The organism is Dactylosporangium roseum, assembly GCF_025264685.1.
Lineage (GTDB): Bacteria > Actinomycetota > Actinomycetes > Mycobacteriales > Micromonosporaceae > Dactylosporangium > Dactylosporangium roseum.
This window is the reverse complement of the sequence record NZ_CP073721.1, coordinates 5,656,653-5,672,209: the sequence shown is the minus strand read 5'-3', so window position 1 is coordinate 5,672,209 and position 15,557 is coordinate 5,656,653. Positions and strand designations below refer to the sequence as shown.

17 protein-coding genes are annotated in these 15,557 nt (G+C 71.4%); 8 read left to right on the top strand and 9 right to left on the bottom strand.

Features of this window, described 5'->3' with window-relative positions:
• The first annotated feature begins 52 nt into the window (after positions 1 to 52).
• From Drose_RS26530 to Drose_RS26495, 8 genes are all read left to right on the top strand, one after another.
• Positions 53 to 598, top strand: a complete 546-nt coding sequence (locus tag Drose_RS26530; protein ID WP_260724041.1) for an avidin/streptavidin family protein — start codon at positions 53 to 55, stop codon at positions 596 to 598.
• 95 nt (positions 599 to 693) lie between these two features.
• Entirely contained in the window at positions 694 to 2,034 is a 1,341-nt protein-coding gene (locus Drose_RS26525; RefSeq protein ID WP_260724040.1) for a cytochrome P450, read from the top strand.
• The gene (locus tag Drose_RS26520) at positions 2,031 to 3,749 is read left to right on the top strand and encodes an AMP-binding protein (protein ID WP_260724039.1); all 1,719 of its coding nucleotides are present in this window, start codon (positions 2,031 to 2,033) and stop codon (positions 3,747 to 3,749) included. Before Drose_RS26525 ends, Drose_RS26520 begins: the two co-directional genes overlap by 4 nt.
• Positions 3,746 to 5,392 carry a fatty acyl-AMP ligase gene (locus Drose_RS26515; protein WP_260724038.1) on the top strand — a complete coding sequence of 549 codons (1,647 nt, stop codon included), beginning with the start codon at positions 3,746 to 3,748 and terminating at the stop codon, positions 5,390 to 5,392. The genes Drose_RS26520 and Drose_RS26515 overlap by 4 nt, the downstream gene beginning before the upstream one ends.
• Positions 5,389 to 6,102: a class I SAM-dependent methyltransferase gene (locus Drose_RS26510; protein WP_260724037.1), complete on the top strand. Its 714-nt coding sequence runs from the start codon at positions 5,389 to 5,391 to the stop codon at positions 6,100 to 6,102. The genes Drose_RS26515 and Drose_RS26510 overlap by 4 nt, the downstream gene beginning before the upstream one ends.
• A gap of 31 nt (positions 6,103 to 6,133) precedes the next feature.
• Entirely contained in the window at positions 6,134 to 6,397 is a 264-nt protein-coding gene (locus Drose_RS26505; RefSeq protein ID WP_260724036.1) for an acyl carrier protein, read from the top strand.
• On the top strand, positions 6,397 to 7,254 hold the full coding sequence (locus Drose_RS26500) for an SAM-dependent methyltransferase (RefSeq protein ID WP_260724035.1): 858 nt from the start codon (positions 6,397 to 6,399) through the stop codon (positions 7,252 to 7,254). The genes Drose_RS26505 and Drose_RS26500 overlap by 1 nt, the downstream gene beginning before the upstream one ends.
• On the top strand, positions 7,251 to 8,069 hold the full coding sequence (locus tag Drose_RS26495) for an acyl-ACP desaturase (protein WP_260724034.1): 819 nt from the start codon (positions 7,251 to 7,253) through the stop codon (positions 8,067 to 8,069). Before Drose_RS26500 ends, Drose_RS26495 begins: the two co-directional genes overlap by 4 nt.
• Before the next feature lie 23 nt (positions 8,070 to 8,092).
• Here Drose_RS26495 and Drose_RS26490 read toward each other — a convergent pair whose 3' ends face one another.
• The 9 genes from Drose_RS26490 to bioB form a co-directional block, all read right to left on the bottom strand.
• The gene (locus Drose_RS26490; RefSeq protein WP_260724033.1) at positions 8,093 to 9,064 is read right to left on the bottom strand and encodes a zinc-dependent alcohol dehydrogenase family protein; all 972 of its coding nucleotides are present in this window, start codon (positions 9,062 to 9,064) and stop codon (positions 8,093 to 8,095) included.
• A 76-nt stretch (positions 9,065 to 9,140) separates the two neighbouring features.
• Positions 9,141 to 10,328, bottom strand: coding sequence for a thiolase family protein (locus Drose_RS26485; RefSeq protein ID WP_260724032.1), 1,188 nt, complete (start codon positions 10,326 to 10,328; stop codon positions 9,141 to 9,143).
• The gene (locus tag Drose_RS26480; RefSeq protein WP_260724031.1) at positions 10,319 to 11,854 is read right to left on the bottom strand and encodes a class I adenylate-forming enzyme family protein; all 1,536 of its coding nucleotides are present in this window, start codon (positions 11,852 to 11,854) and stop codon (positions 10,319 to 10,321) included. The genes Drose_RS26485 and Drose_RS26480 overlap by 10 nt, the downstream gene beginning before the upstream one ends.
• A gap of 2 nt (positions 11,855 to 11,856) precedes the next feature.
• The gene (locus Drose_RS26475) at positions 11,857 to 12,435 is read right to left on the bottom strand and encodes a biotin transporter BioY (RefSeq protein ID WP_260724030.1); all 579 of its coding nucleotides are present in this window, start codon (positions 12,433 to 12,435) and stop codon (positions 11,857 to 11,859) included.
• A 22-nt stretch (positions 12,436 to 12,457) separates the two neighbouring features.
• The gene (locus Drose_RS26470) at positions 12,458 to 13,108 is read right to left on the bottom strand and encodes an energy-coupling factor transporter transmembrane component T family protein (protein ID WP_260724029.1); all 651 of its coding nucleotides are present in this window, start codon (positions 13,106 to 13,108) and stop codon (positions 12,458 to 12,460) included.
• A complete protein-coding gene (locus tag Drose_RS26465) occupies positions 13,105 to 13,806 on the bottom strand; it encodes an energy-coupling factor ABC transporter ATP-binding protein (RefSeq protein ID WP_260724028.1) in 702 nt (233 codons plus the stop codon). Before Drose_RS26465 ends, Drose_RS26470 begins: the two co-directional genes overlap by 4 nt.
• Positions 13,787 to 14,239, bottom strand: coding sequence for an acyl-CoA thioesterase (locus Drose_RS26460; protein WP_260724027.1), 453 nt, complete (start codon positions 14,237 to 14,239; stop codon positions 13,787 to 13,789). Before Drose_RS26460 ends, Drose_RS26465 begins: the two co-directional genes overlap by 20 nt.
• Entirely contained in the window at positions 14,236 to 14,406 is a 171-nt protein-coding gene (locus Drose_RS26455) for a CHY zinc finger protein (RefSeq protein ID WP_260724026.1), read from the bottom strand. Before Drose_RS26455 ends, Drose_RS26460 begins: the two co-directional genes overlap by 4 nt.
• Entirely contained in the window at positions 14,403 to 15,479 is a 1,077-nt protein-coding gene (bioB, locus tag Drose_RS26450) for a biotin synthase BioB (protein WP_260724025.1), read from the bottom strand. Before bioB ends, Drose_RS26455 begins: the two co-directional genes overlap by 4 nt.
• Positions 15,480 to 15,557 lie beyond the last annotated feature (78 nt).

Below are 15,557 nucleotides of genomic sequence, written 5' to 3'. Positions count from 1 at the left end.
CGCGCCGCGGCGCGGATCACCCGGAAACAGCTCCGACACGGGAAGGCTCGTCATGACATCGGTTCGCAAGTTCGCCGCGGTGACCGCGGTATGTTGCCTCTCGGCCGTGGGTACCGGCTCGAGCGGCGCGTTCGCCCAGTTCAGCCCCTCCGGGGAGTCCGGTGCGGCGGTCGCGGCACAAAGCCTGGCCGGCACCTGGTACAACGAGCTCGGTTCCAGCGTGACGCTGACGATCAACTCCGACGGCACCATCACCGGCACCTACAACTCAGCGGTGGGCAACGCCTCGGGCGACTACCGCCTGGCCGGACGCTACGACACCACCGCGCCCAGCGGCGCCGGCGAGGCGGTCGGCTGGACCGTCGCATGGCGCAACGACAGCCGCGACGCGAACTCCGCGACCTCTTGGAGCGGCCAGTACTTCCCCGGCACCCCGGAGCGGATCGTCACGCAGTGGCTGCTGACCTCGTCCTCCACCCCGGATCAGGTGTGGGCGTCGACCCTGGTGGGACACGACGAGTTCACCCGGGCCAGGCCGAGCGCCGCCACCGTCGCGCGGGCCAAGGTCTCCGGCGCCTCCACCGAGCCCCGGTCCTGACCGCACCACCGGTGCGACGGGCTCTCCCCGCACCTGGCGGGGAGAGCCCAGCCAACCAGCAGCAACACGCCGATCGCCATTGTGGGGTGCCGCCAATGACCACGACTTCACGTACGACGCCGGACGGTGCCGTGCTACCGCCGCGTGGCTCACGCCTTCCGGCGCTCGCGCAGACCTTTCTCTACGGCAAGTACCGCCATCTGCTGCTGCCCCGCGTCCAGCGCCGGCACGGCGACGTGTTCACCCTGAAGCTGGCACAGTTCGCCGACACGGTGACGGTGCTGGCCAACCCGGCGCACTTCCGAGCGGTCTTCGGCGGCCCGGTAACCACCTTCCACGCCGGGTACGCCGTCCTCGCCCCGGTGATGGGCGACAGCTCGGTGCTCATCGCCGACGAGGACGAGCACAAACGACTCCGGCGACTGGTGATGCCCGCCTTCTCCGGCGCCGCCCTGGCGGGATACCAGCAAGTGGTGGCCGAGCTGGCCCGGCAGGAGATCGCCCGCTGGCCGCTGGGCCGGCCGCTGACGGTCTATCCCCGGATGCAGGCCCTCACCCTGGAGGTGATCCTCAAGGTCGTGTTCGGTGTCTCGGACGCCGACCGGCTCCGCGAGATGCGGCCCCTGGTGTACCAGGTCGCCTCCATCGGACCGCTGACCCTGCTGGGCCTGACCACCCCGCCGCTGCGACGTCTGCCGCCCTGGCGGCAACTCGCGGACCGGCAGCTACGCCTGGACGAGCTGTTGCACGCCGAGATCTCCGAGCGCCGGGGCATGAGCGACCTCGGCGACCGCAAGGATGTGCTGACCCGGCTGGTGCAGTTCTCCGCTCAGGATCCCGAGCGGCAAGGACTTTCCGACGACGAGCTGCGCGACCAGTTGATCACCCTGCTGCTGGCCGGTCACGAGACCAGCTCCGCCTCGCTGTCATGGGCGCTGCACGAGCTCTCCCGGCGTCCCGACCTGCTGGCGGCCGCGCACGAGGCGGCGGTCGCCGGGAACGAGGAGTACCTGAGCGCGATCGCGAAGGAGACACTGCGGCTCTACCCAGTGGTGTACGAGGTCGCGCGGAAGCTGGCCGCACCGGTCGAGATCGCAGGTTATCGGCTGCCCGCGGGCTCCGCGGTGATGCCGGCCGTGGGCCTGGTGCACGCCGACCCGGAGCACTTCGACCGGCCGGCGACCTTCGACCCGGCGAGATTCCTCGGCGGGCAGCCGCCGGCGCACACCTGGCTGCCGTTCGGCGGCGGGGCGCGCCGCTGCGTCGGCGCCGGCTTCGCGGTCATGGAGATGACGGTGGTGCTGGGCGAACTGTTGCGCACCCACCACATCCGGCCGGTGACGGCGCGGCCCGAGCGGGCGTACGTCCGCAACGTCACGCTGGTGCCCCGCCACGGCACCCGCGTCGTCCCGACCCTGTGGCCGGCGGATTCATGAGCACCGCGACGGGAGCACCCGAGGTCGCCATGACCGACGACTACACCACCCCGGAGGACCACTTCGGAGCGGTGACCATTCCCGAGGTGGTCGAGGCGGCCGCGGGCAGCTCGCGCGGCATCGTCCTGGTCGACGGCCACGGCCAGGACTCGCCGTTGCCGTACCGGGTGGTGGCCGCCGGCGCTCGCCGGGTCGCCACCGCGCTGGCTGAGCGCGGCGTCCAGCCCGGGGACCGCGTCGCGCTGGTCTCCTCCACCAGCGCGAGACTCCTGCTGTGCCTGTTCGGCGTGTGGCGGGCCGGCGCGGTGCCGGTCGTGCTGGCGCCGCCGCATCGGCTGGCCGGCCTCGCCGACCTGGTCGCCGATCTGCGCCGCCGCCTGGACCACGCGGACGCCCGGGCGGTGATCGTGGCGGACGCGTTCGGCGGTTTCATCCGGAAGCGCGTCGGGTCGCAGCGCTCGATCATGACCTGTGGCGAGCTGGTCACCGCTCGCCGCGACGCCCCACCGGTGCTGGATCCCGATCCGGACGCGCTGGCCTGCCTCCAGTTCACCTCCGGCACCACGGGAGCGTCACGGGCGGTCGCGCTGAGCCACCGGCAGTTCCTCACCAACGCCGTGGTGTGCAGCCAGCGACTGATGCTCGACGGTGACGACAGCGTCCACGTTAGCTGGGCGCCGCTTTACCATGATCTCGGGCTGATGGCCACGGTCGCGTGCACCGCCGCCCGCATCACACTGGTGCTGCAGGCACCGGAAACCTTCCTGGCGGCGCCGGACTCGTGGGTCGACGCGTTGTCCCGGCACCGGGCGACGAGCACGGTAACCCCCAATTTCGCGTACGGCCTGGCCGCGCGCAGCATGCAGACCCGGCCCCGCCCGCTCGACCTGAGCCGGTTGCGTGTCTGCGGGGACGGCTCCGAGCCGACCCGGGCCGCGGAGGTGCGCGCGTTCGTCGAGGCGGGCGGCCGGTACGGGCTGCGACCCGAGGCAATGACCGCCATGTACGGGCTGGCCGAGGCGACCCTGTCGGTGACGATGGGCAGCCGGACCGAACGCTTGCACTGGGATCACGTCGAACGCGACGCACTGGCCGGCGGCCGGGCGGTTCCTTCGGCCGAGGGGGCCCCGGGCACCCGCACCCTGGCCGTCTGCGGCACGGCGGTGCCCGGCGTGGAGATCGCAGTGACCGACGAGCACGGGCGCCCGGTCGCCGACCGGGTCGTCGGCGAGGTCTGCGTGCGGGGGCCTTCGGTGATGATCGGCTACTGGCGCGATCCCGAGGCCACCGCCGCGGTGTTCCGCGACGGCTGGCTGCGCACGGGCGACCTGGGTTACCGGATGGAACGCGGGCTGGTGATCTGCGGCCGCCTCAAGAACATGATCATTGTCGGCGGTGCCAACCTCTATCCCGAGGACTACGAGGTCGTCGCCGGTCAGGCGGTGGGCGCCGAAGTCATCTGCGCGGCCTTCGCGGTCCCGGAGACCGAGCGCATGATCATCGTCGTCGAGCAGGTGGCCGGCTCCGATCCCGCCGAGGTGGCGAAGCAGGTCATGGAGCGGTTGCAGGCCGACCTGCGGCACGCCCCGGACCGCGTCGTCGTGGTGCGCCGCAACACCATCCGCCGCACCTCGTCGGGAAAGGTGCAGCGCGGCCGGTGCCGGGACGGCTACGTCGACGGCACCCTGCCCGTCCTCGCCGAGCTGGTCCGATGAGCGGCCGGCCGGCACCGCTCGTCGCGACGACCAGGGGGTACGACGACGTGCCGGACGATGCGCCGCCGCGGACCATGGCCGCCGCGCTGGACCGGCTGCGCGACCGGTCGCGCGGGCTGACCTTCAACGCGGACACCGCTGCCACGTACCTGAGTTTCGCCGAAGTCGGGGAGCTGACCGCCGATCTCGCCGCACGATGGGCGGGCCTGGGCGTCGGCCCCGGCGACCGGGTGGTGCTGGTCGCGGACGACGGGTACGAATTCGCGCTGCTCTTCTTGTCCGCCCTGCGGGCGGGCGTGATCGCCGTGCCGGTGCATCCGCCCTATCGGATGGGGCAGGCCGAGCAGTACGGCGCCATCCTGCGCCGGATGGTCACCGATTCCGCGGCGACCTGCTGCCTGGTCGGCGGGTCCCTGCGCGAGGTGGTGGCCGGCGCCGAGCTGAGCCTTCCGGTCCACGAGCCGGCGGACCTGCGGGCGGCGGCGCCCGGCGCGATCCGCGCGCCACGCCCCGAGGACACCGCCTTCCTGCAGTTCTCCAGCGGGACCACCGCCGCTCCCAAGGCGGTGGTCGTCAGCCACCGCGCGCTGCTGGCCAACGCCGAGGCCATCCGCGCGGGCCTGCGCGCGGAACCCGCGGACAGGGCGGTTAGCTGGCTGCCGCTGTACCACGACATGGGGCTGGTCGGCTTCCTCGTGGTCCCGGTGATCAATCAGATCGCCACGTGGTACCAGTCGTCGCTGCGGTTCGCGCGTTCCCCGATCGGCTGGCTGCGGCTCATCAGCACGGTCGGCGCCACCATCGCCTACGCGCCCAACTTCGCCTACGGGCTGCTGGCCACGCGGGCCACCGACGCCGACGTCGCCGCCCTCGATCTCTCCGCCTGGCGGGTCGCCGGGTGCGGCGCGGAGCCGGTGCAGGCGCACACGCTGCGAGCCTTCGCCGAGCGGTTCGCCCCGGCCGGCTTCGCCGGGCACGCTTTCCTGCCCAGTTACGGCCTGGCCGAGTCCACCCTGGCGGTCACGCTCACCCCCGCCGGCAGCGGACTGCGCACCACGCGGCTCGACGGCCGCGAGATCGTGTCCTGCGGCGTGCCGGTCGCCGGGACCGAGGTTCGCATCCTCGGTCCCGGCGGCGAGCGGTGCGGCCCGGGCGTCGAGGGCGAGATCTGCGTGCGTGGCGCGAGCCTGGCCGACGGCTACCACGGCCGGCCCGAGGAGACGGCCCGAGCCTGGGCGGACGGCTGGCTGCACACCGGCGACCAGGGGTTCCTGCGCGACGGTCACCTGTACGTCACGGGCCGGCTCAAGGACATCATCCTGGTCAACGGGATCAACCATCATCCCCACGACATCGAGCGCGTCGCGGGCACCGTCGCCGGGATCCGGGCGGGCAACATCGCGGCCCTGCCGGTGCGCAACGGGCATTCCGAGGGCGTACGCCTGGTGCTCTCGCTGGCCCGTGGCGCCGACGGCGACCAGGTGACCGAGCAGGTGCGGCGGGCCGTGCGGCGCGAGCTCGGGCTGTCCGTGCACGACATCCTGATCGTCCGAGGCGACCTGCCGAAGACCAGCTCCGGCAAACTCCGGCGGGCACGGACCGCTGAACTCCTGCGTACCGGCGAATTGGTGGTTCGATCATGACCGTTGTCCCGATGCTCTCCGGCCTGCTGCCCGACGGCGACGCGACCTGCGCGGTGTGGGAGCCGGGCGATGACCTGCCGGCGGCCCAGGACCGCGGGGCGCGCCGGCTGCTGGAGAGCCTGTGGCTGGAGCCGGGCGGCACCCTCCTCGTGCTGGCGCCCACGGACGAGGGCGTGCCGGCCGTCGCACGCCGGGCCGCCCGGCACGGCGCCGCGGTCACGGTCGCGGCGGACCTCGGCGACGCGTCCGGCGGCGCCCCGTACGACGCGGTCGTCAGCGTGCGGGCGGTCGAACGGATCAGCGCGGGCAACCCCCGCAAAGCCCTCGCCGCGACGTTCCGCCGGGTGCGGGCGCTGACCGCCTCCGGCGCCCGCTTCGCGCTGCTGACCGCCACCGTGTCCGGGTCCGCCGAGACCGAGCCCGACGCCGCCGCCCTGCTGGACCCGGAGACCCACCGATTCCGGCTCGCCGAGGTCGTCATGGCGTGCGGCGCCCATTGGGAGGTCGAGCAGGCCGACTCCCTTCAGAGCGACTACGCGCGCACCGCCCGGGAAGTGCTGGGCTCGGTGCGCGACCGCCGGCGGTCCCTGCACGACCGGTTCGGGCCCCAGCGGACCGAGCGACTCGAGCAGGCGGTGACCGGCTGGGCCCGAGCCCTGACGGACAACCGCCTCACGCTGACCCGGCTACTGCTTCGCCGTATCGACTGACCACCCTCGAAGTGACGGGAAGACGCCAAGCATGACTACCGCGACCGAGAACAACATCCTCGACGTGATCCGGACCGAGGCGACGAAGCTCGTGCCCGGGCTCGACGCCGAGCGGCTACGGCCCGAGGTGCACATCGCCGACGTGGGCATCGAGAGCGTGCAGATGATCGAGCTGGTTGCCCGCGTCGAGGAGCACTTCGAGGTCACCCTCCCCGATTACGAGCTCTCCGGTGTCGAGACCATCGGTGGCCTGATCGCCCTGGTCGTCGCCGCCGGCTCCGCGGACGGACACTGATGTCCACGCAGGCGGACATCGAGGTCAGTTACGACGTCGGCAACGAGTTCTTCGCCCTCTGGCTCGACGAGCAGCGCAACTACTCCTGTGCCCTGTGGCAGGGCGCGGACGATGATCTGGAAGCCGCGCAGCGGCGCAAGCTCGCCTACCTCAGTGACCTGGCCGGCACCGGACCGCAAACCAGGGTGCTGGACATCGGCTGCGGCTGGGGCGCCAACATGCACTTCCAGGTCGAGCAGCGCGGGGTCAGCCGGGTGTGCGGCATCACGCTCAGCCCTTCGCAGTTGCAGTTCACGCTGGCCCGCGAGCTGCCCGGAGCCACCGCCGAGCTGCGCGACTACCGCGACTACCGGACGGACGAACCGTTTGACGCGCTGATCTCCATCGGCATGCTCGAACACGTCGTGCGACCCGACCAGGTGTGGTCCGGGGAGCACCTGGCCGTCTACGCCGACTTCTTCCGCCGGGCGCACTCCTGGAGCCGGCCGGGCGCCCGCTTCGGCCTGCAGGTCATCCTGCGCGATCGCATCCCGCGCGACCGCGAGGACCTGGCCCGGTTGCAGTGGGTCACCAACTCCATCTTTCCCGGCGGTATGAGTCCGCGGCTGGAGGACATCTACGCCACGGCCGAGCCGTACTGGGAGATCGTCAGCCTGCGCACCCGGCGCGACCACTACCGCCGGACCTGCGCGGAATGGCTGCGCCGGCTGCGCGGGCACGAGGACACCATCCGGCAACGGTGGGGCGACCAGGTCTATCTCGATTACGAACGTTATCTGTCGATCTGCGTACTGGCCTTCGAGCGGCGATACCAGAGCCTGGCGCAGTTCGGTCTGCGACGAAGGGACCTCCCGTGACCTATCTGAGCGAGAAGGACCTGTACCGCAGGTACATGGAGTTCTTCGAGATCGCCGAACGCAAGCGGCGATGGAGCGTCTTCGACGACCTGCCCTGGGCGCTGGCGGACCGTACGCAACCCAACGCCGACCTGGCGCTGTGTGCCGAGACGTTCTGCGCGGTCGAGTCGTACATGCCCGACTACGTGGCCGAGGGGCTCAACCTGGTCCGGGAGTCCTTCGGCCAGGCGTGGTGGCACGTCAACTGGGGGTACGAGGAGGCCAAGCACGCCCTTTCCCTGCGCGAATACCTGGTGCGCACCGGCCAGCGCACCGCCGAGCACATGCTGGACTTCGAGGCCGACGCGCTGTCGCGCCGGTGGAAGCCGCCGTTCCCGACCATCCGGCAGATGGTGTGCTACGGAGCCCTCCAGGAGAAGACCACCTGGATGATCTACCGCCGCCAGATGATGGCCGCCCGGGAAGCCGGCGACGAGCTGCTGGCGTCCGTCTACCGGTTCATCTCGCGTGACGAGGCCGCGCACGGCGGGTTCTACCTGGACGTGATCGGCGCCTGCCTGGCCGAGGACCGGGACGGCACGATCGCCGACCTGTACCGGGTGTCCTCGCAGTTCACCATGCCCGCCTACGACCTGGTTCCGGACTACGAACGCCGGGTGGAGGTGATGCGCTCGATCGGCATCAACCGCGCCGTGTTCCTGAGGGAGGTGTTCCTGCCGGTGCTCAGCCGGGTCGGCGTGTCCCGCCGGGAACTCGGCCGGGCCGCCGCCATGAACAAGGCGGCCGACCGGCACACCGAATCTCTGCCGCGGTAGGTGCCCGCCCGGCCGGCGGCCGGCTACTGACCGATCTGGATCAGGACCTTTCCCGGTTTCGTCTCGGCGCGGCGCAGCGCGCTGCCCAGATCGTCCAAGGAGTACTCGGCCGCGGTCGGCGTGCCGAGCCGGCCGGCCCGCAGGTGAGCGAAGACGCGGCCGAAGGCCTGCTGGATCTCGGAGCGGTCCATGTCGTACACCCGATCGCGCAGCCGGAACAGGTGCACCGTCCGCCCGGCAGGCGCGTCCGGCCCCGCCGTCATGAGCGGCACGCCCGACAACAGGCCGAAGTGCACCAGCCGCCCCCCGGGGCGCAGCAGCGACAACAGCCGCGGCCCGTCCGGGCCGCCGACGCAGTCGAAGACCACGTCGGCCGGGCCACCCGCCGCCGCGGCGAGCGCGTCCGGCCAGTTCGGGTCACGGCGGTCGACGATCGCCGTGAAACGCCCGGCATCGGCCGCCGACCGGGGCGCCCGCCCGGTGGTCAGGCCGATGGCGGCGACGCCTCGTGCGCGAAGCAGGTCCGCGAGGTGACCGCCGATCGCCGACCCCGCGGCGGTGATCACCGCGGACCGGGCCCCGGCCGGCACGTGCGCGTCGACCATGAGCAGGGCGGTGACCGGATTGATGTACGCGAACGTCGCCACCGTGTCCGGGATGTCGGACGGGATCGGGAAGCACCAGGACGCGGGCACCGTCCGGTACTGCTGCCAGTTCCCGACGCCGCCGATCGGGACCACCCGCTGTCCGACGAGGCCGCTGTCCACCCCCGGCCCGGCGGCCACGATCTCGCCCGCGCCCTCGAACCCCGGCACGAAGGGGAAGGTGGTTCGCGACGCGTACGCTCCCGAGATCGTGATGAGGTCGGACGGGTTGACCGTCGTGGTCAGCATCCGCACCGTCACGTCGCCCGGCATCACCGGCTCCGGTTGCGCGTCGACGAGTTCGACAACCGCGGAGGCGCGGCCGGGTCTTGTCGCCAGCGCTCTGCGCACGTTGGTCCTCCGAGTCTGGGCGCCGGGAGCGGGATGGTCCCGCGTGCCGGAGATTGTCGCATCCGCCGGTGGTGGGTCAGCCGGAGGCGGCCAGCCGGACCGTCCGGAAGAGGGCGGCCGCGCCGACCCCGCCCGCGGCGGCCATGAGCGCGAGCCCGGTCCGCCCGGCACGCGGGTTCACGGTCCGGACGAGCTGGGAGAAGATGCGCGTGGTCAAGATCGCCCCGCTCGCGCCGTACGGATGGCCGAGCGCGATCGCGCCGCCGTCGCGGTTGACCCGCGCGGGGTCGATGCCGAGCTGGTCGAGGCAGGCGAGGGTCTGCGCCGCGAACGCCTCGTTGAACTCGATCACCTCGATGTCCGCGAGGCTGAGCTCAGGGTGGCGCGCCAGCAGGTTGGCGCAGGCGGGGACGGCCGCGAGCCCGAGCTCGGCCGGGTCGACGGCACCGACGCCGCTGTCGGCGAAGGCGAGGGCGTACTGGAGACCGAGGCCGCGGGCGACCTCCGCCGAGGCGACGACGACCGTGCTCGCACCGTCGTTGAGCGGGCAGCAGTTGCCGGCCGTGACGGTCCCGCCGGGCACGAACGCGGGCTTGAGCCGGGCGAGTCGTTCGACGGTCAGTCCCGGGCGGGGGCATTCGTCGGTGGCGACGTCGGCCTCCGCGCCGGTCAGCGGCGCGATCTCCGCGGCGAAGGTGCCGAGTTGCTGAGCCCTGATCGCGCGGCGGTGGCTTTCGGCGGCGAACTCGTCCTGCCGCTCGCGGCTCACGTGGTACCGCTGGGCCAGGGTCTCGGCCGCGACACCCATCTCCGGGTCCGCCATGCCCTCGGGCGTGAATCGGGCCCGCGTGTAGAGGCGCGGCATTTCGAGCCGGTTGCGGGGACGGGTCTGCCGCCAAGGCGCCGTGCTGACGCTCTCCACCCCGCCCGCGACGACGATCCGCGCGGCGCCGGTCTGGACCAGGCGGGCCGCGAAGTTGACGGCCTCGAGCGCGGACGAGCACTGCTGGTCGACGGAGGTCGCCGGAACCGTGACGGGCAGGCCGGCGGCCAGCGCGCCGACCCGGGCGATGTTGCCACCGGGCCCGGCCGCGTTGCCGATGACGACCTGCTCGACCTGGTGCGGTTCGATCCGCGCGTCGCGCAGGCACGCGCGGATGACGGCGGAGAGCAGCCGGTCCGCCGAAATGCCGTCGAAGGCTCCGCCCGCGCGCCCGACGGGGGTGCGGCGGGCCGCGATCAAGACGGCTTCGGTCAGTTCCACGGCAACTCCTGGATGTCGGGCGCGGCGGCGAGGTACGCGGCCCGCAGCGCCTCCTTGCTGACCTTGCCACTGTTGGTCATCGGCCAGCGCGAGATCGCCGCCAGCGCACGCGGCAGCTTGTACCGCGGGAGCCGGGCGGTGAGGTGTGCGCGCAGCAGCGCGGTGTCGAGCCGGTCCGCGTCGGCCGCCGACACGATCGCGACGAGCTTCGCGCCGCGCAGTGGGTCATCGACCGCGACCACGTACGCGTCCTCGATCGCGCCGAAGGACCGCAGCGCCGCCTCGACCTCGGACGGGTAGACGTTGTTGCCGCCGACGATCACCATGTCGCCCTCGCGGCCCAGGATGTGCAGGCGGCCGGCGTCGAGGTGACCGTAGTCGCCGACGGTGCACCATTGCCCGTCGTGCCGGAAGCCGGAGCGTTCCTCGGTGAGGTATCCGTCGCTGACCAGCGGACTTCGCACGTACACCAGTCCCGAGTGCCGGTCCGGCAGGACGTCGCCGGACGGGTCGCGCACCTGGATCTCGACGCCGGGGAAGGCAATGCCGACGTCGGTGACGTCCGTGGCGGCCGCGCCGCCGGCGGTCGCCGCGGTCGACCTGCTCACCGAGACGAAGCTCAGCTCGGAGGCGCCGTAGTATTCCAGGAACGTGCTGCCGGGCGCGGCCGCGAACAGGCGGCTCAGGACCGCCGGGGGCATCTTGGAGCCGCTGGAGATGAACGTGCTGATTGTGCCCAGCGCGCTCGCCGTGCGGGGCGTTTCGAGCAGCCGCTGATACATGGTCGGCACGCCGACGAACCGTGTCGGTGCCGGGCGCTCGGCGGCGGCGGTCACCTCGGCTTCGCTGAACCGGGGAAGCGAGACGAACGTGCCGCCGCTGAAGAGCGACTCGGCGAGCGCGTAGAGGCTGAGTCCGTGGGCGAGCGGACCGGGAGCGAGCGTCACCGACCGCTCGTGCGCTGCGAACACGGCCTCGCTGTGGCGCAGGCTTTCCAGCCAGGAACGGTGGGTCCGGACGAACGCCTTGGGCCGGCTCGTCGTGCCCGAGGTGAACCCGATGAGGAACCGACCCGCCGGGTCCGGCGGCGCCCAGTCGGGCGCGGCTGCTCGCGCGGCGTCGCCCGGCGGCAGCAGCCAGGCCGTACGCTCGCTTTCGGCCGGACCGCGCCGGGCGACCTCCGGATCCTCGGTGATCATCGAGTCGGGACGCAGCAGGCCGATCGCGGCCTGCGCCTGCGCGGGCGGCCACGCCGGATCCAGCACGGCGACGGCCGCACCGGCGAGGTCTGCGGCGACGAACGCGCGCACGAACGACGCCGAGTTGGGCAGGCTGATGGCCACGAGCGGCTCGGGCCACCGCTGCCCGAACCGGATGGCGTCCGTGCGATGTTCCCGGATGCCGCGCGCGAGGCCGGTCGCCGAGGACAGCAATTGCCCGTACGTCATCCGGTCCTCGCCCAGGGCGAAGGCGAGATGATCCGGCCGGGTGGCCGCCCACCGCGCGAGACGGCTGCCGAGCGGCATGATCAGGCGTCCAGCAGCCGGCTGTAGCCGGCGTGCACCCGCACGGCGACCAGGGTAGCCACGACCGCCTTGAGAAGGTCGCCCGGCACGAACACCAGCGACCCGGTGAACGACGTGCCGAGCGACAACCCCGTCGAGACGCTGGTCCACGGGATCCCGAAGGCGTAGACGACCCCGATGCCACCGATGATCGTGGCGGCGCCGACGCACAGGTGCCGCACGACGACGTTGTCCTGCCTGATCGCCCAGCGCTGCACGAGCAACCCGACCACGAACGCGCCGAAGATCCAGCCGACGAGGTAGCCGCCGGTGGGACCGAGGAACACCCCGAACCCGCCCCGGCCGCCCGCGAGGATCGGCAGGCCGGCCACCGCGAGAACCACGACGACCAGCGCGGAGAGCATGCCGCGCCACGCGCCGAGCAGGGCGCCGGCCAACATCACCCCGAGGGTCTGCAACGTGATCGGCACGGGTGTGACGCCGACCGTGATCGGCGGCACGATGCCGAGCGCCGCGATGATCGCGGCGAAGACGGCGACGAGAACGGTGTTCTGCGTGGTGGCGGACCGAGTCTGGACCATGGATCTCCTTCGGTACGGCGAGTCATCGGACAGCGCGCCCGTCGGCGCGGGGCTCGGTGTCATAGCAGCGTGCGTCGATGGCCGCGGAGATCTCCTGCGCCGCCTCGAGGGTGCGCACGATGAGTGGCACGACAACGGCCACCGGACTGTTCCGCAGTCCCCGGGCGAACTGCGCCTCGCGGATCTCGAGGTACTTGTTCCGGATCTCCGGGATGAACCGCACGGTCATCGCGAGCGCGAGGCTCATCTGCTCCGGGTTCAGGCCGATGCGCCGGGTCGGCCGCAGTGCCGCCTCGAACAGGGCGAGCATCTCGCTGAAGCGGGTGGTGAGGCTGATTGCGTATGCGAAGAGGCACAGCGTCAGCAGCCGCAGGCAAGCGGTGGTGGCCGCCGCCCACGAGGTCTTCACGCCGGTGGTGACGAAGACGATGCCGGTGATGACCAGCAGTCCGGACGTCATCCTCAGCAGAGCGAGCGCCGGGACGCGGGTGAGCAGCACGGCGAGCACCGCGACGGCGAAGACGACGACCTGCACGACGAGGTCGGACAGCAGGTAGACGCCGATCCCCGCCAGGAAGAGGAAGACGAATTTGTAGCCGGCCGGGATGGCGGCAAGAACCCCGCTCGACGCGCCGGCGCCGGCGGCGGGCGCCGTGCCGGGCCTGCCGGTCACCCGCACAGCTCCTGGTAGAAGGCGAGCGCGTCGGCGGGGGCGCCGTCGAACGCGATCGTGCCGTCGTCGACGACGATCGTACGTTCGTAGCTCGCGATCATGTCGAGGTCGTGGGTGACCACGACGGCGCGCTGGTCGAGCCGGTCGATCTGCTGCTGCAACCGGCGCCGGTTGCGCAGGTCGAGCATGGTCGTCGGCTCGTCGAACACGATCGTCGACGGACACATCACCAGCACCGACGCGAGGGCGATCATCTGCTTCTCGCCGCCGCTGAGCGTGTGCGACTCGCGGTCGCGCAGGTGCGCCACGCCGAGCCGGGCGAGGATCTCACCGACCCGATCGCCGAGCTCCGCGCCGCGCAACCCGAGGTTCTTCAGGCCGAACGCGATGTCGTCGCCGACGATCGGCATGACGATCTGGTTGTCCGGATTCTGGAAGACGAATCCGACCTGCCTGCGGATGCGTTTCGCGTCGCGGGTGGTGACCAGGTCGCCGACGCGTACCTCGCCCGCCGTCGGCAGCACCAGCGCGTTCAGCAGCCGGACGAGCGTGCTCTTGCCGGAGCCGTTCAATCCGATGATCGCGACGCGCCGTTCGTTCAGCTCGAGAGTGATGTCGCGCAGCACGTCCTTGCCGGCGCGATTGACCGTGACGTGATCGAGGCCGATGGTCTGGGCGTCAACGGTTCGAGGTAGCACCGATGTCCTTCAGATCCTCGGCGAGCTGCGATGGGATACGAACCGGCGACTGCGACCCGAGGTTCACGCGCACCCACATGATGGTGGCCGACGCGGCCGGTTCCCGGCGCTGCCGGACCCGGTGGATGTCGACGGTGAACGTGACGCTCGCGGCGCCGACGTCGACCGAGCGCAGGGCGCAGGCGTAGTGGTCGCGGTATCGCAGCGGCGCGAGGTACTCGACGGAAGTCCGCTTCACGAGAAACGCCGCTTCGGCCGTGGCTGGGTCGTAGGAAAGGTCTATCCCCGCCGCGAGCAGTGCTTCGTCGATCGCCGCCTCCATGAGCACCAGCAGGCGCGCGTTGTGCATGTTGCCGTGCATGTCCACATCGGCGAACTGCACCCGGCCGACCGGCTGCGCCGGCTCGCGGACGCCCTCGTGATCGGCGCTCACCGCGTCTCGAAGTACAGGTCGTGGTGCAGCCGGCACCGCTCGTTGAACGGCGAATCGCAGGTCGGGCACCGGACCACCGCAACGTACTCCACGATGGTCAGCTCGGATCCGCAGGCGCCGCAGAGGATTGCGTGCCTGTCGCGTTCGGCGACCGGCGGTGTGCTCACGCGTTGGCAGCCCGGTCTGTGCCGGCGCCGCGGTGGCGCAGGCGCAACTCGGTCCGGCGATGCCCGGGAAGGGTCTCTTGTTCGACGCCTTCGACCTCGAACCCGGCGTCGGCGATCATGTCCAGGTCGCCCTGTCCGGGCTGGCCCTCGCTGGTCAGGTAGTCACCGAGAAAAATCGAGTTCGCCACGTACAGCGCGAGTGGCTGCTGACTGCGCAGGTGGATCTCGCGGCCGCCGGCGAGGCGCACCTCGGAGTCGGGGAACGCGAAGCGGACCATGGCCAGAATGCGCAGACAGCGCTGCGGCGTGAGCTGCCACGTCCCTGCCAGCGGAGTGCCCTCGAACGGCATGAGAAAGTTCACGGGGACCGAGTCGGGGTCGAGTTCACGCAGCCCCAGCACGACATCGACCAGGTCGGCGTCGGTCTCGCCCATGCCGGCGATGAGACCGGAACAGGCCGACATGCCGGAGTTCTGAGCCTTCTCGACGGTGCGGACGCGGTCGGCGTATGTGTGGGTGGTGCAGATACTTCGGTACCGATCGTCGGCAGTGTTGAGGTTGTGGTTGTAGGCGTCGACGCCGGCTGAGCGCAGCCTGGCAGCCTGACCCTCGGCGAGCAGGCCGAGACAGGCGCAGATCTCCACGTCCGGAGACTCCTGCTTGATCGCGGTGATGACGTCGGCGACGCGAGATATGTCCCGGTCGCTGGGCCCGCGGCCGCTGGCGACCAGGCAGACCCGTTTGGCTCCGGAGCGCACACCGGCCGCGGCCGCGGCCGCCGCTGTCTGCGAGCTGAGCCAGGAGTATTTGAGGATCTGTGACTGCGAGCCGAGCCGCTGCGAGCAGTAGTTGCAGTCTTCGGGGCAGAGCCCGGACTTCAGGTTGACCAGATAGTTGAGCTTCACCCGGCGGCCGAAGTAGTGGTGGCGGAGCCGATAGGCGGCGGCGACCACTTCCATCATCTGCTCATCACCGGTGGCCAGCACGGCGAGTAGTTCGTCACGGTCCGGCGGTTCTCGGCGCAGTCCCTTCTCGATCAGGTCAGCGAGTAAAGATTGTGTCGAATTCGGCATGGCGACGAACTCCGTTCCCCTCGGGGCCAGCCTCGGCGACTGCAAATGCTCTCGGCAGTATACCGAAGTGGACTCAAG